This is a genomic window from Rhizobium sp. KNZ14-9A (assembly GCF_056755015.1).
In genome coordinates this window covers 2106304-2120368 of the sequence record NZ_JBPGXB010000002.1, presented here as the reverse complement: position 1 = coordinate 2120368, position 14065 = coordinate 2106304, and the positions used below count along the sequence as shown (strand labels likewise).

At 59.0% G+C, this 14065-nt stretch carries 13 protein-coding genes and 1 tRNA gene; 8 read left to right on the top strand and 6 right to left on the bottom strand.

What is annotated here, in order from left to right:
* The first annotated feature begins 16 nt into the window (after positions 1–16).
* The 4 genes from secDF (at position 17) to ACR9ZQ_RS17020 (ending at position 4315) form a co-directional block, all read left to right on the top strand.
* A complete protein-coding gene (secDF, locus tag ACR9ZQ_RS17035) occupies positions 17–2536 on the top strand; it encodes a protein translocase subunit SecDF (protein ID WP_481428344.1) in 2520 nt (839 codons plus the stop codon).
* Between the two features lie 4 nt (positions 2537–2540).
* On the top strand, positions 2541–2927 hold the full coding sequence (locus ACR9ZQ_RS17030; protein ID WP_310383157.1) for an Mth938-like domain-containing protein: 387 nt from the start codon (positions 2541–2543) through the stop codon (positions 2925–2927).
* On the top strand, positions 2924–3778 hold the full coding sequence (locus ACR9ZQ_RS17025) for a phytoene/squalene synthase family protein (protein WP_405049724.1): 855 nt from the start codon (positions 2924–2926) through the stop codon (positions 3776–3778). The genes ACR9ZQ_RS17030 and ACR9ZQ_RS17025 overlap by 4 nt, the downstream gene beginning before the upstream one ends.
* 69 nt (positions 3779–3847) lie before the next feature.
* Positions 3848–4315 (top strand): hypothetical protein, encoded by a 468-nt coding sequence (locus ACR9ZQ_RS17020; protein WP_481428343.1) that lies wholly within the window; start codon positions 3848–3850, stop codon positions 4313–4315.
* A gap of 56 nt (positions 4316–4371) precedes the next feature.
* Here ACR9ZQ_RS17020 and trmFO read toward each other — a convergent pair whose 3' ends face one another.
* The 5 genes from trmFO to ACR9ZQ_RS16995 all read right to left on the bottom strand — a co-directional run bounded on the left by trmFO (position 4372) and on the right by ACR9ZQ_RS16995 (position 7055).
* On the bottom strand, positions 4372–5805 hold the full coding sequence (gene trmFO / locus ACR9ZQ_RS17015; protein ID WP_481428342.1) for a methylenetetrahydrofolate--tRNA-(uracil(54)-C(5))-methyltransferase (FADH(2)-oxidizing) TrmFO: 1434 nt from the start codon (positions 5803–5805) through the stop codon (positions 4372–4374).
* Between the two features lie 75 nt (positions 5806–5880).
* Entirely contained in the window at positions 5881–6219 is a 339-nt protein-coding gene (locus tag ACR9ZQ_RS17010; RefSeq protein WP_481429331.1) for a hypothetical protein, read from the bottom strand.
* Complete coding sequence (locus ACR9ZQ_RS17005) at positions 6110–6349, bottom strand: hypothetical protein (protein ID WP_007813566.1); 240 nt, start codon at positions 6347–6349, stop codon at positions 6110–6112. Before ACR9ZQ_RS17005 ends, ACR9ZQ_RS17010 begins: the two co-directional genes overlap by 110 nt.
* 122 nt (positions 6350–6471) lie before the next feature.
* Positions 6472–6615, bottom strand: a complete 144-nt coding sequence (locus ACR9ZQ_RS17000; RefSeq protein WP_007813564.1) for a DUF1127 domain-containing protein — start codon at positions 6613–6615, stop codon at positions 6472–6474.
* Between the two features lie 293 nt (positions 6616–6908).
* Entirely contained in the window at positions 6909–7055 is a 147-nt protein-coding gene (locus ACR9ZQ_RS16995; RefSeq protein ID WP_003558908.1) for a DUF1127 domain-containing protein, read from the bottom strand.
* Positions 7056–7909: 854 nt separating this feature from the next.
* Here ACR9ZQ_RS16995 and ACR9ZQ_RS16990 point away from each other — a divergent pair.
* From ACR9ZQ_RS16990 to tig, 4 genes are all read left to right on the top strand, one after another.
* Positions 7910–9028, top strand: a complete 1119-nt coding sequence (locus tag ACR9ZQ_RS16990; protein WP_310383185.1) for a DUF2157 domain-containing protein — start codon at positions 7910–7912, stop codon at positions 9026–9028.
* Entirely contained in the window at positions 9025–9615 is a 591-nt protein-coding gene (locus ACR9ZQ_RS16985; protein WP_310383188.1) for a GDYXXLXY domain-containing protein, read from the top strand. Before ACR9ZQ_RS16990 ends, ACR9ZQ_RS16985 begins: the two co-directional genes overlap by 4 nt.
* Positions 9616–9769: 154 nt before the next feature.
* Positions 9770–9854: transfer RNA gene (locus tag ACR9ZQ_RS16980), tRNA-Leu, on the top strand.
* Positions 9855–10041: 187 nt separating this feature from the next.
* Positions 10042–11535 (top strand): trigger factor, encoded by a 1494-nt coding sequence (tig, locus tag ACR9ZQ_RS16975; RefSeq protein ID WP_310383190.1) that lies wholly within the window; start codon positions 10042–10044, stop codon positions 11533–11535.
* Positions 11536–12035: 500 nt separating this feature from the next.
* On the opposite strand, the gene ACR9ZQ_RS16970 is transcribed toward tig, so the two are convergent.
* Positions 12036–13817, bottom strand: a complete 1782-nt coding sequence (locus ACR9ZQ_RS16970; protein ID WP_310383193.1) for a radical SAM protein — start codon at positions 13815–13817, stop codon at positions 12036–12038.
* Positions 13818–14065 lie beyond the last annotated feature (248 nt).

Genomic DNA, 14065 nt, shown 5'->3' with positions numbered 1-14065 from the left:
GAAGATAGTCGAGAGAATGCACCATTTTTCCCGCTTAAAGACACTTCTGATCTGGTTGGTCGCGATTGCCGCATTTATCGTCGCTGCGCCCAATCTCCTGAGCCAGGCGCAGCTCTCCTCCCTGCCAAGCTGGCTCCGGCAGGATCGCGTCACCCTCGGTCTCGATCTGCAGGGTGGCTCCCATATCGTACTCCGCCTCGAACGGTCCGACATTATCCGGGACCGGCTCGAGGCAACGGTTGCCAGCGTTCGTGATGCGCTCCGCAGAGCCGGCATCCGCTATACGGGGCTTACCGGAACTGCACAGACGGTGACAGTCAAGGTTACCGATGCGGCGCAGCTTCAGGCCGCAGCCGATCTCCTGAAATCACTGACCTCAGCCAATGTTTCGCTCCAGCAGAGCAATGACGGCCAGTTGACGCTGCAGATCTCCGACAAGGCGATCGATGCCGACACGGTTGCTGCGCGGACCCGCTCGCTCGATATTGTCGCCCGCCGCATCGCCGGTTTCGGCAAAGAGAATTTCACTGTTCGTCCTGACGGGGACGATCGTATCGCCGTGCAGGTTCTGGGCTCCGTCGATGCCGAACGGCTGAAGAACCTGCTGAACGAACCCGCCGCACTCTCCTTCCACCTCATTGATGAGAGCATGACCGGCCAGCAGGCGCTTGCCGGCCGCTGGCCCGCGACATCGCAGGTGCTTTATTCGCTGGATGATCCGCCGGTTCCCTATCTCGTCGATCGCACGGCGATAGCGACAGGCGCTGATTTTGCCGAAGTCGATACGAAGACCGATCCGCAAACGCAGGACAGCGCCATTGTCTACCGGCTGAATGCCGAGGCGGCAAAGCGTCTGGCGCAGGCAACGACTGCCAATGTGGGCAAACATCTTGCCATTGTCTTTGATGATCAAGTCATGGCGAACCCGGTCATCGAAGCGCCGACCTCCGATGGTAGCGGCGAGATATCGGCCAATTTCTCCGAAGAGGGCGTTCAGGATCTGGCCGTCATGTTGCGGGCCGGCGCACTGCCTGCGACGCTGACATCAGTGGAAGAGCGCACCGTCAGCCCGGTCTTCGGCTCGGAATCCGTTTTCTCCGGTCTTGTCGCCGGCATTGTCGCTGTCGTGCTCGTCGCAACGCTGATGATCGCGCTCTACCGGATGCTCGGCATCATCGCCGTCGTGTCGCTGGCCTTCAATCTGGTGCTGATCGTCGCAGTGTTGAGCCTTGCGGGTGCGATATTGACGCTTCCAGGCATTGCAGGCCTCGTGCTGATCGTCGGCATGGCCGTTGATTCCAATGTGCTGATCTATGAGCGCATCCGCGAAGAGGAGAGAGTGCCGCATACCAACTTCGCCCAGGCGGTCGAGCGTGGCTTCTCGCGGGCTTTCGCTACCATCGTCGATGCCAACGTCACGATCTTCATCGCCGCTGTCATTCTCTTCTTTGTCGGCAGCGAATCCATTCGCGGCTTTGCCGTGACGCTGGCCGTCGGCATCCTCACGACCATCCTGACGGCCTTCACGCTGACGCGCGGCTTCGTGGTTGCCTGGCTTGCAAGACGCCATCCTCGCCATCTGCCGAAGAGCGCGCTGACCGGCCTCTTCGAGCATGCCAATATCCGCTTCATGGGTATTCGCCGCTATGTCTTTACGGCATCGGCAACACTTTGCATCGCCGCCATGCTCGCCTTCGCAACGGTAGGCCTGCAGCTCGGCATCGACTTTACCGGCGGTTCGCTGGTCGAGGTCACGGCGAAGCAGGGCAACGCCGATATTGCCGATCTCAGCGCCCGTCTCAACGAACTGAACCTCGGACCGGTGCGCGTTGAGCGCATCGGCGATGCCACCAACGCCCTGATCCGTGTTGGCTCGCAGGATGGCGGCGAAAATGCCGAGCAGTCGGTCGCAACATTCATTCGTGGTGAATTGGCCGAGGACTACGATTTCCGCCGCGTCGAGGTTGTCGGCCCGGCCGTCTCCGGCGAACTGACCATGCTGGCGACAATTGGCATCCTTACTTCGCTATTTGCTATCCTCGTCTATATCTGGATCCGCTTCGAGTGGCAGTTTGCGGTCGGCGCAATTGTTGCGACGCTGCACGACGTCATCATCATGCTCGGCCTCTTCGTGCTGACCGGTATGGAATTCAATCTGACGAGCGTCGCAGCACTTCTGACCGTCGTCGGCTATTCGCTGAATGATACCGTCGTCGTCTACGACCGCATGCGCGAAAACCTCAAGCGCTACAGGAAGATGCCACTGCCGATCCTAATCGATGCGGCAATCAACCAGACACTCTCGCGCACCATTCTGACGGCGGCCACGACACTCCTTGCGCTCTTTGCGCTCTATATTTTCGGCGGCGCCGTCATCCGCTCCTTCACTTTCACCATGCTCTTCGGCGTTGCGCTCGGAACATTCTCCTCCATCTATATAGCCGCGCCTGTTCTCATCATCTTCCGGCTGCGCCGGGAGAGCGGTGGCGAGGACGAGGGCAATATCAGCATGAAATCCGGCAAGCCTGCGGTATAGATACATGGCAAAAGGCATTGAAATCCGCGACGCCCATTTCCCGGGCCGCGCTCCCATCGACACCTATGGCAATGGCGGCTTCCGCTTTGCAGATATGTCGCATCGCGGCTCCATCCTCTGCCTGCCATCGGGCATCCACGGCTGGGATATGGACATGGCGAAGCCGCTGTCGGTGGAAAATTTCCGCCGTGTGCTTGATGAAGCCGCCGATATCGAAGTGCTGCTCGTCGGTACGGGCACGGAGCTTCGCCGCCTGCCCCAGGAGTTGCGTGCTGCTCTCAAGGCACGGGGTATCTCTTCCGATCCAATGAGCACGGGTGCTGCCGTGCGCACTTTCAATATCATGCTCTCCGAACAGCGTGCCGTCGCCGCCGCCCTGATCGCGGTCTGAACATGGCCGATCCAAAGACAAATCAGGACATCAGCCTGGCGATGCTGCGCGACATCGATCGCGATCGCTACCTTGCCTGCCTGCTGTCGCCTGATGACAAGCGCGGTGCGCTCGCCGCCCTCTATGCCTTCAATGCCGAACTCGCGCGTATCCGCGACCTCGTGCACGAGCCGCTGCCCGGCGAAATCCGCATGCAATACTGGCGCGACCTTCTGGAAGGCAATGCACACGGTTCGACCGAGGCAAATCCGCTCGCAGCCGCCCTTCTTTCGACCGTCGAGACATACCGGCTTCCACGGCAGACGCTCGTCAATATGATAGAGGCGCGAATATTCGATCTCTACGACGACCCGATGGAAAGCCGAACCGCGCTGGAAGGCTATGCGGGTGAGACCGCCTCGGCGCTCATCCAGCTCGCGGGCCTTATCCTTTCCCCGGAAGAGGCGATGAAATCCGCAGATGCGGCCGGTCATGCCGGCGTGGCGCAGGCCATTTCCGGCATGCTGCTGCTGATGCCGCTCCAGCAACGCCGTGGCCAGGTCTATATCCCGCTCGAAATTCTCTCGGCGACGGGCCTCGACCGGGAGACCTTCCTGGCAGGCACAGACAAGCTGCGCATCTCTGCAGCCATCGAAGCATTTGCCGGGCTCGGCCGCGATCACCTTGCCAAGGCGAGGGCATCTGCCCCGTCGCCATCTGTGCTGCCCGCCTTCCTGCCGGTTGCGCTTGCCGAACCGGTGCTGGTGAAGGCGCAGAAGCGCGGTGCAGCCGTTCTGGAAACCTCGCTGCAAGAGCCGCAATGGCGGCGTCAGATGCGCATGGCATTTGCCGGCATGCGCAAGAAAATCTGACGACGGTCAAACTCGCGCAAGTCTCGCGCGTTATGTCAGGCATAACCCCATTCTAAACGGAGAATCCGCGTGGGCATTATCGTCTGGTGCGTTCTTTTCGCCATCGTCATCTTCTTCGCCTTCGTGGCTACGCGCATGGCTGCCCAGAACAAGGAGGATGGCCTGCACGACACGGGCCTTGCCATCATCGAGTTTGGCCGCGCATTCCCCAATGAAGCGATCCGCCAGCTCCAGGCGACCGTTGACGGTCAGGCCGTCTTCGTGCGTCTGCATGACAACAAGGCCGGCTTCATGCGCAACATGTCGCGCCACTTCGCCTGCCATCTGATCGAGCCCGGTACTGTGCGGGTTCTGGCCTCTGAAACCGGCAGGGGGCTGAGCATCGAATTTGTCAACGCGCCCTATCACAACAGCACTTACGAGTTTGCTTCGGCCAAGGAGGCGTCGGAAGTGTCGCTCTGGCTGCTCGGCAATTATATTGCCGAGCCGGATAAGGAATTGCCTGCGCCGAATTCGTCCGCCGCAAACGGCCACTAGTCAAAACAAAGCATAGGGCATTCCCGTAAACCGAAGAAAAACGGAAATGCCCGATCTCAGGCGCTTTCGGCGAGCTTGAGGTCCTGACCTAGCCACGCGGCGCAATCTGCCAGCGCCCGTTTGGCAATCAATTGCCGCTTCATGACCGTCTTGTCCTTGCCACGGAAGCGCTTGACCCCTTCAGGCTTGGCGATAGAGCCGGGCTGAAGCTCCGGAAACAGACCGAAATTGATGTTCATCGGCTGGAATGAGCGTTTGCCGGGCTCCTCATCGGTGACGATATGGCCGCCGGTGATGTGGCCGAGCAGCGAGCCGAGCGCCGTTGTTGCTGGAGGAGGCGAAACTGGCTCTCCCTTGCGTTCCGCGGCGGCAAAGCGGCCGGCCAGCAGGCCCACGCTTGCGCTTTCCACATAACCTTCGCAACCGGTGATCTGGCCGGCAAAACGCAGGCCCGGCCGCGACTTCAAAGTCAGCGACGGATCGAGCAAGGTGGGCGAGTTGATGTAGGTGTTGCGGTGCAGGCCGCCGAGCCGGGCGAATTCGGCATTCTCAAGCCCTGGGATCATACGGAAGATATCGGCCTGCGCGCCATATTTCAACTTCGTCTGGAAGCCGACCATGTTGTAGAGCGTGCCGAGCGCATTGTCCTGACGAAGCTGCACGACGGCATAGGCTTTCACGGTCGGGTTATGCGCATTGGTGAGGCCCATCGGCTTCATAGGCCCATGGCGCAGCGTCTCGCGCCCGCGCTCGGCCATGACCTCGATCGGCAGGCAGCCGTCGAAATAGGGCGTGCCCTCCCACTCCTTGAATCCAACAGTGTCGCCGGCAATAAGGGCATCGACGAAGGCATTGTACTGCTCTTCGGTCATCGGGCAGTTGATATAGTCCTTGCCGGTGCCGCCGGGACCGACCTTGTCATAACGCGACTGATACCAGCAGATATCCATGTCGATGCTGTCGCGATAGACGATCGGCGCGATGGCATCGAAGAAGGCAAGAGAATCCTCACCCGTTTCCGCCTGGATGGCGCTCGCAAGCGACGGGGCCGTCAGCGGACCGGTGGCGATAACAGCCAAATCCCATTCCTTCGGCGGCAGGCCGGAGATTTCCTCGCGCACGACCGTGATCAGCGGATGCTCGTGGATTGCCTTGGTTACGGCATCAGAGAAGCCATCGCGGTCGACTGCCAGCGCGCCACCTGCCGGCACCTGATGTTTGTCGGCCGATGCCATGATCAGTGAACCGGCCATGCGCATTTCCGCATGGATGACGCCAACGGCATTGCTGGTGGCATCGTCCGAGCGGAAGGAGTTGGAGCAGACAAGCTCGGCAAGCCCATCGGTCTTGTGCGCATCCGTGCCGCGCACGCCGCGCATTTCATGCAGGATCACAGGAACGCCAGCATTGGCGATCTGCCACGCAGCTTCAGAGCCGGCCAGTCCGCCGCCGATGACATGGATAGGGGAGTATGAGGAGTTCTTGGTCATTGGCGGCTGATATCACGGCGGGGAACGCGATCCAACAGCAGAATCGAAACGGCGCCTTCCGGCGCCGCAAGGTAACTAGCTCTGCTCTCGTGTTCCGGGCGATGCCTCGCGCTGGTCGGCATCCTCCAGATCGGTGTCGACGATATAGGCGTCACTATGTTCCCTTGCCGCTTCACGTTGCGCAGCAAGGTTAGGAACGTCGTCCGGAGTTGTTTCCGGCGCATGTTCGTTGAGCGTATCGATTTCGCCCTTTGGCGACTGGGTGCTCTTATTTGGTTTTTCGGGGAGGGTCCTGGTCATTATCTCACCTCCAGAAGCGGTCCGGCGCGGCGGATTGGCGCCCAAGCAGATAGCCGATGCTGAAGGCGAGGACGCCGATGCCGACGACGACAGAGCTTGCCATGTGAGGGTGATCGGCAGCGCCTGTCGCAACGGCCTGCACCTCACGCCTGACAGCGGAGGCAGTATCCGAAGCAGCCTTGCGGATGCCCTCGGGCTTGTTGGCGGGTCGCCCGGTGAAGCCTGCATTGAGTTGGTTTGCCATGGGATGGTCTCCTTTCGTCAAGGAGAACTGCCGGAAAGCCCCAGGGTTCCGATAAGGCGAGGCAAAGCCAAAAACGAAAACGGCGCCTGATGGCGCCGTCTTGGGGAATGGTGCTCGCTATATTAGCGGAACGAGCGGGATGCGATGCTGCGGATGTCGTAACGGCTGACGCCGATATCGGACAGGGTCTGGTTGGACAGGTTGCCCAGTTCGTTGAGCGTGCGGCGGTAGCTAATCCAGCTCTTTGCAATGCGGATCGGGTTCATGATCTTTTCCTCAGATGTCTTGCGCGACCGGCGGGATCGCCGTGTCTGCGGTTGACATCTATATAGTGGAGATCCCTGATATTGTGCAGTGCAAATAAAAGGCGTCTGCTATGCAATTGTGCAATCTGATGCCCGCTAATTATGCAGGGCACGATTTTTGAGCAGGCCAAGAATTAACACTTCCGCAACTTTTGCGGCGGTCTGGCCGATAGGCAAAAAGAAAACGCCCGCTGCGGAGGCAGCAGGCGTTTTGGGAAGGCAATCTGCTTGGGAGGAGCAGCGATTACCTGTACTTAGCGGGCGGATGCTTCGCGAGCAACGCGATGGATGTCCGAACGGTCGATGCCGAGGTCATGCAATTCGCGGTTGGTCATGCGACCGAGTTCAGTAACGGTCTGACGATACTTGCGCCAGTTATTGAAAGAGCGAGAGAAGTTCATGTTAATCCCCTTTCCTAGGGCTTGATCCTGCCAGCAGCCCGTCTTCGGCGCTGACCTCTATTTGATGACCAGAATATATGTTGCGCCGCGAAGAACTAACAGAGCCAAGATTTCAAGCCACCTATGCATGATTCGCAAAGCTCTGGCAGTTTTTTACATGCTTTGGCCATTTTCTGGTCAACGAATAGGCAGAATGATTTTTTCTCAGGCTGCCGTTTTCGCAGATGGATATTTGGCCTACCGGAGGCGTCCGCGAATGGTCTTTCCTATAGGTGCATTTTCTTGATGCGTCTCGGCGAACAACAACAAGGCCTCGCGCTCTGAAGCGCGCTCCCGACTGCCCCAGGCGGCTTAACGCTTGCTTTACCCCTGATTCGCGCGAAGGCCCGAAAAGCTGGCATGCTAATCGTTTAACCACCTGTTAAGCAAAACGCCCACCGGGGGAGGATCCGGTGGGCGTCATGATGGTGACTGGCAACTGGGAGGAGGAGTGTTGCCAGTCTATCGCAGGGCGCTGGGAGGAGGAGTGCGCGTCTGCGAATCTCGTCACGGACATATCATCCGCAGGCTTCCGGAAATCCGGGCCGGGGCGCCGTCCCCGTGCTTCGATATGAGTTAAATAGTATGACTTTTGATTGTTTTGCAGTGCAATATATTCATGAGGGCTATGCGGTTCATGCATGCCTTCTGTGTGGCGTTTATATATTAGCGATGATGCGGTTAGTGTTTCGTTAATGGCTGACCCAATTAAGACCAGTGAGGAATTTGCATATTTCAAATACCGGCGTTTCCGCGCGCCGATCCTGCGCTATAAATGGAGAAGCCGAAGATGGCGGATCAATGCGGGGTAGGGCATGTATCGCGGCAGGTTGGGGCGGGATCTCTCGCTCTGGGTGGAGAAGGGACTTCTTGAGGAGGAGACGGCGAAGACGCTGCTGGCCGAATACGACACGCGCCCGGCAAGTTTCAGCCTCGGCCGCGTGTTGATGGGATTGGCGGCCGTACTGCTCGGGGCCGCCCTGCTGCTTCTCGTCGCATCGAACTGGGAGTATATCCCGCGCCTTGTCCGCGTGGGCCTGATGCTGGCGCTCATCTGGGCGGTTCACATCGGCGCTGCACTTCTTCTTATGCGCGGCGCGCTTGCCACCGCCGGCGGTCTGCTCATCGTCGGTACGCTGAGCTTTGGCGGCGCCATCTCGCTCATCGGCCAGATGTATCATCTCTCAGGCGACGAGGAGACGGTCATGTATCTGTGGTTTGCCGTGGCGACCGTTTCAGCAATCCTTTTCCGCTCTGCTGCGGTAACTGTTGTCGCCGGCTTCCTCTCCTGGGCCTCCTTTGCAGTTTATCTTGAGAATTTCGATACGCGCTGGGTCGGCTCTGGTCCCTATGCGCCGCTTGTCATGGCGGCTGTTGTTATCGGGCTCGTGCGCTTTACCGGTGCCGATCGGGCGCGCCATCTCGCTTATCTGCTGGTGGTCGGCTGGCTCGCTTGGCTCTATGTGCTGACTGATGAGATCTCCGTGGCGATCGCCTTCGCCGTCCTTGGCATGGTGGCTTTCCTGCTGACCGCCTTGCCCGTCCGGCCGATTTCTACGCTCGTCAGAAGCGCAGGTGCCGCCCCGGCATTCTATAGTTTCCTCGTCGCCATCATGGGGTTGTTCCTGCTTCATACCGAGATGGACGAAGGCGGGCGTATGGTCGTGATCGGCCTGCTGACGCTTGCCGCCGCCGTTGTGGGCATCGTGCTGCATGGCCGGGACAATGGCGCCGTACGCTATCTGGCCTATGGCGCCTTCGCCGCCGAGATGCTCTATCTGGCCTCGGTGACGGTCGGCACGATCTTGGGCACGTCGAGCCTCTTCCTGTTCTCGGGCTTGGTGGTCGCAGTCGTCGCCTGGGTTGTCATCCGCCTCGAAAGACGCTTCGCGGCCGGACCAGCAACAGTTGAGGCAGGGGAGGAACGCGCATGAGCTTTGCCTTCGCAAAACCACAGGCTGGCCGCTCTTATATTGTTGCCGCGATCCTCGTCGCTGGCTTGCAGACGCTGATCCTCGGTTACATCATCCAGAGCCGTGCTTCTATCCTGGCAAGCGGCGCCGAAGTATTGCTGAAGACGGCCCCGGTTGATCCGCGCGATTTTCTGCGTGGCGACTACGTGGTTCTGAATTACGATGTATCGTCGGTCCCGGTCTCGACAGTCACCGGCGGCATTCCGGCGGAAGCCGGCGAGCAGACCCTGTGGGTGCGCCTCAAGCGCCAGCAGGACGGCTTCTGGGGCATTGTCGAATCGTCATTCAAGGAATTGCCGGCAGCAGCAGATACGGTCGTACTGCGCAGCCTGCCTTTCTATAGCTATGGTCCCAATAACGGCGAAACGATCCGCGTCGAATACGGGATAGAGCGCTATTACGTGCCGGAGGGCGAAGGCAGGCCGCTGGAGGAGGCCCGGAACGAGGGCGTCGTTTCGATTGCTGCAAGCGTCTCCACCTCCGGTGCCGCGCAGATCCGCAGCCTCGTTGTGGACGGCAAGCCGGCCTATGAAGAGCCTCTCTATTGACAGCCGGGGTGGCTGACGGGAACAGTGCGCTTTTGCCCGCAAATCCCTGTCATTTGCCGTTCATTTTTCCTTTGCCTGTTCTGAATCGGATGATATAGAGACGCCGCGCTCCGGAAGGCCTCATGCGCAGGCATATGCATACGGTTTTGCGAACGCGGGTATGGTGAAATTGGTAGACACGCCAGATTTAGGTTCTGGTGCCGCAAGGCGTGGGAGTTCAAGTCTCTCTACCCGCACCAAGCTGCCTTGCAGGGCGGGAGGACTGGAACTTAGTTGTCCCGGATACCCGGAAAGCGAGTGCTGTTCCGCTTAGAACGGAACGAACAGGAATTGAGAAAAAGCCACGTGCGGCAGTTGGCCGGCGTCGTGCTCACCGAAACGAACGGCGTCTGGGCACGGCCGCCACTGAAATGAAGGTAGGAAGACATGCAGGTTATCGAAACGCTCGCTGAAGGGCTGAAGCGCGAAATCAAGGTCGTTATCCCGGCCAAGGACATGGAAAACAAGCTGAACGAGCGCCTTGCCGACGTAAAGGACAAGGTTCGCATCAACGGCTTCCGTCCGGGCAAGGTTCCGCCCGCTCACCTCAAGAAGGTTTACGGCAAGTCCATCATGGCCGATCTCGTCAACGAGATCGTGCGCGACCAGCCGACCCAGATCCTGTCCAGCCGTGGAGAAAAGTCGGCTACTCAGCCGGAAATCAACATGACGGAAGACAAGGACGAGGCAGACAAGATCCTCGCCGCTGAGCAGGATTTCGAATTCACCCTGTCTTATGAAGTTCTTCCGCCGATCGAGCTGAAGTCCAACGCGGGCATCAAGGTCACGCGCGAAGTCGTCGACATCTCCGACGACGAAGTCAACGAACAGGTTCTCAAGGTCGCTGAAAGCGCCCGTGACTACGCCGAAAAGAAGGGCAAGGCTGCCAACGGCGACCGCGTCAAGATGGACTATCTCGGCAAGGTCGATGGCGTTGCCTTCGACGGCGGCACCGATCAGGACGCCGAGCTGGTTCTCGGCTCCGGCCGTTTCATCCCCGGCTTCGAAGAGCAGCTGGTTGGTCTCAAGGCTGGCGATGAGAAGACCATCACTGTGACCTTCCCGGCCGACTATCCGGCCAAGAACCTCGCTGGCCAGGAAGCCACCTTCGACGTCACCGTCAAGGAAGTTGCTGCCCCGGCTGATGTCGAAATCAACGACGAACTCGCCAAGAAGCTCGGCCTCGAATCTGCCGACCGCCTCAAGGAAATCGTCCGTGGCCAGATCGAATCCCAGTACGGCTCGCTGACGCGCCAGAAGCTGAAGCGCCAGATTCTCGACCAGCTCGACGAACTGTACAAGTTCGAGACCCCGTCCAAGCTCGTCGAAGCCGAATATAACGGCATCTGGAACCAGGTCAGCAACGACCTCGCTCAGTCCGGCAAGACCTTCGAGGATGAGGACACCACCGAAGAACAGGCGCGCGAAGAGTACCAGAAGCTCGCCGAGCGCCGCGTCCGCCTCGGTCTCGTTCTCTCCGAAATCGGCGAGAAGGCCGGCGTCGAAGTCAGCGAAGACGAAATGCAGCGCGCGATCTACGAACAGCTGCGCCAGTATCCGGGCCAGGAAAAGCAGATCCTTGAGTTCTTCCGCAGCCAGCCGGGTGCCGCCGCTTCGATCCGCGCTCCGATCTTCGAAGAAAAGGTCATTGACCACCTGCTGACCGAAATCGCCGTCACCGACAAGAAGGTGACCAAGGAAGAGCTGCTCGCCGACGAAGAAGGCGAAGGCGCTGAAAAGGCCGAAACCAAGAAGGCTGCTCCGAAGAAGAAGGCTGCTGCCAAGGCCGAAGCTTCTGAAGAAGCTGCCGGCGGCGAAGAAGCCGCTCCGAAGAAGAAGGCTGCTCCGAAGAAGAAGGCTTCCGAGGACAGCGCCGAGTAATCGGTTTTTCAAGCTGAAATTCAAAAAGCCCTGCCGCTTGCGGCAGGGCTTTTTTGTTGACGCGCTGAAATCAGACTGATCGTGCTCAGATCGGCGTGCCCCACGGCCAAGACGCGAAGCCAAGCCAAAGCGGTGCCACGACACAGGATCGAGAACCAGCACTAGGCCGGGTTCGATCAAGCGTACACGCTCCAGACCGGTTCATGCTGTTGGCTGGAGCGACGAGAGACGGGACGATTGATCGGCCCCCTGCTTTGCTTTGACAATTGGATGATATAGAGGCTGAGGCAGGACGCGACCGCCATTAACTTAAGAATGGGGTCGGGCGGCAGATTGACGTCACGTCGCTGCCACGAGATCACGTGGCCGTTCTCTCTTGGTCGTTCAACAAATGCGCCTGCATCACCATCCCGAAAATCGGAATCGATTTTCGGGATGTCGGATAGAGTGATTCAAAGAGTTAGAGCGTCCTTGATGCGTCCAGATGAACGCACGGCGTTCTAGACGGCTTTGCGGGCATGGGTCAGTTCGGCAACCTTCTTGATGTGGCTGACGGCAGCGGTGCCGCCAGCGGTCTTGGTGAAGAGGTCGAGAACATCTTCGTCGTCCTCGGCGACCGGTGTCAAAGCCTTGTCCATGTAGCTTTTGGCGCCGGCATCGCGGGCAATCAGGAAGGCCGAAACACTGAGATTGATGATCGTGCCGGCGAGCGACACGTGCTTGCGGATCGTATCGAAGGCAAAGCGCGGCCAGAAGAGCAGCGGATGCTCGCGTTTCAGGCCGGGGCGGCGCTCCGATGGATGCTTCAGGCGAACCAGACCGCTCTGCAGTGGATGAACGTTTTCAAGCGGCACGGTGGTCGCAAACGACACCAGTACCTTGACGAGGCTGGAGAGCTTGATGCCGGTTGCCGCTCCGCGGCGCAGCAGGGTCTTCATATGCTCAGGCGAGTAATAGAGCGACCAGGCCTCCTGATAGATATCTTCCCACTCTTTCTTGCTCATCTTCGGATGCGCTGTGCAGACATGCTCGACATCGTAGATATTGAGATCAGGATCCATCTCGATGCCCTTCTTCCAGAGGACCTGATGGTCCTCGGAGCCGGGCAGGGGCGTCAGAATGAAGAATTCGATGACGTCGAGCGGCAGTTCTTCCTGAATGATCTTGATATCGCGACGGATCGATTCCGGCGTGTCGGCCGGGAAGCCCAGAATATAGCCGGCAAGCGTCATGATGCCCTGTGCCTTCCAGGCAAGCAGCATCTTGCGGTATTCGGTGATCTTGTTCTGGTTCTTCTTGGCGGCGGTCAAATTGTCCGGATTGACGTTTTCAAGGCCGATGAAAACGCGCGTGACGCCGGCGCGTTTCGATTTTTCGATGAAGTTCGGGATCTTGTGGCAGAGCGTGTCCACCTGGATCATTAGGCCAAGGGGAATGCCGTCTCTTTCCCTGAGCTCGATCAGCCGGTCGAAGATTGCTTCCCAGTCCTTGTTGCGGGCGAAATTATCGTCGGTGATGAAGAACTTATGGATGCCCTGCGCCCAGTTCATGCGCACCAGCTTCTCGACATCGTCGGCGGAGCGGAAGCGGGATTTGCGCCCCTGCACGTTGATGATCGTGCAGAAAGAACATTGATAGGGGCAGCCGCGGCCCGCATCGAAACTGGTGCTGAGGCCAAGTGTGCGCTGGATATTATCCTTTGGCAGGAAAGGCACCGGCGTGCCACCGATGCCGGGAAGGTCGTTCATGAAATTGTAGAGCGGTTTCAGTTCGCCGGCGGCAGCATCGCGCAGCACCATCTCCAGTCGTCCTTCAGCCTCGCCCGCAAACATCGAAACGCCCATCTTGCGGCATTCGTCGAGCCCGATCGCGTCGCCACTTAGCATCGACAGGCATCCGGAGATATGGAATCCACCCATCGAGACTGGCAGTCCGGCATCGCGGAAGGGGCGGGCGATATCGAGCGCGCGAGGATACTGGTTGGACTGGACACCGATAAGCGCGATCATCCCGAAGTTGTCATTGCGTTTGAACTGAGAAATCAGCGCCGCAAAATCGATCCGCGTATTGGTCTCATCGATGACGGTGATGTCGATGGCGGTGTCGGCCCCAAGCACCTGCCGCTCCGCACACTCGGCGGCAATCCCAAAGATCGCCGCCAGCGAGTTAGAGGGGATCATTGCCCGCCACCATCGGATCACGTAGCCGTCATCGTCATAGTGTGACGGCTTTATCAGGACGAGCTGAAACCGTCTGCGGGCAGCCTCTGAAATATCGGGCAAAATAACTATCTTTCGTTGTGGTCTGCATAGTTGGACTTGGTGGTACTGCAGGCCGGTCTAAGACACGGATTTCAGGCTGTCGAAAGCGCGCCCCATACTTGGGAAGGCGATAAGCAAAACGCAATAGAACAATGCAAGGCGCGAACACCCTGACCTTACCAATATCTTTTGACATAGGATATAGGCAGTTGCCGCAGGCCACAGGCAGTCACCAACAGCGTGCAATGAGGCGCGTTGTCGTAAAATAA

Bases quoted from the DNA above. Each gene is read 5' to 3' on its own strand.
- secDF (WP_481428344.1), top strand. From the start codon at position 17: ATGCACCATTTTTCCCGCTTAAAGACACTTCTGATCTGGTTGGTCGCG.
- ACR9ZQ_RS17030 (WP_310383157.1), top strand. From the start codon at position 2,541: ATGGCAAAAGGCATTGAAATCCGCGACGCCCATTTCCCGGGCCGCGCT.
- trmFO (WP_481428342.1), bottom strand. From the start codon at position 5,805: ATGACCAAGAACTCCTCATACTCCCCTATCCATGTCATCGGCGGCGGA.
- ACR9ZQ_RS17005 (WP_007813566.1), bottom strand. From the start codon at position 6,349: ATGGCAAACCAACTCAATGCAGGCTTCACCGGGCGACCCGCCAACAAG.
- ACR9ZQ_RS17000 (WP_007813564.1), bottom strand. From the start codon at position 6,615: ATGAACCCGATCCGCATTGCAAAGAGCTGGATTAGCTACCGCCGCACG.
- ACR9ZQ_RS16995 (WP_003558908.1), bottom strand. From the start codon at position 7,055: ATGAACTTCTCTCGCTCTTTCAATAACTGGCGCAAGTATCGTCAGACC.
- ACR9ZQ_RS16990 (WP_310383185.1), top strand. From the start codon at position 7,910: ATGTATCGCGGCAGGTTGGGGCGGGATCTCTCGCTCTGGGTGGAGAAG.
- ACR9ZQ_RS16985 (WP_310383188.1), top strand. From the start codon at position 9,025: ATGAGCTTTGCCTTCGCAAAACCACAGGCTGGCCGCTCTTATATTGTT.
- tig (WP_310383190.1), top strand. From the start codon at position 10,042: ATGCAGGTTATCGAAACGCTCGCTGAAGGGCTGAAGCGCGAAATCAAG.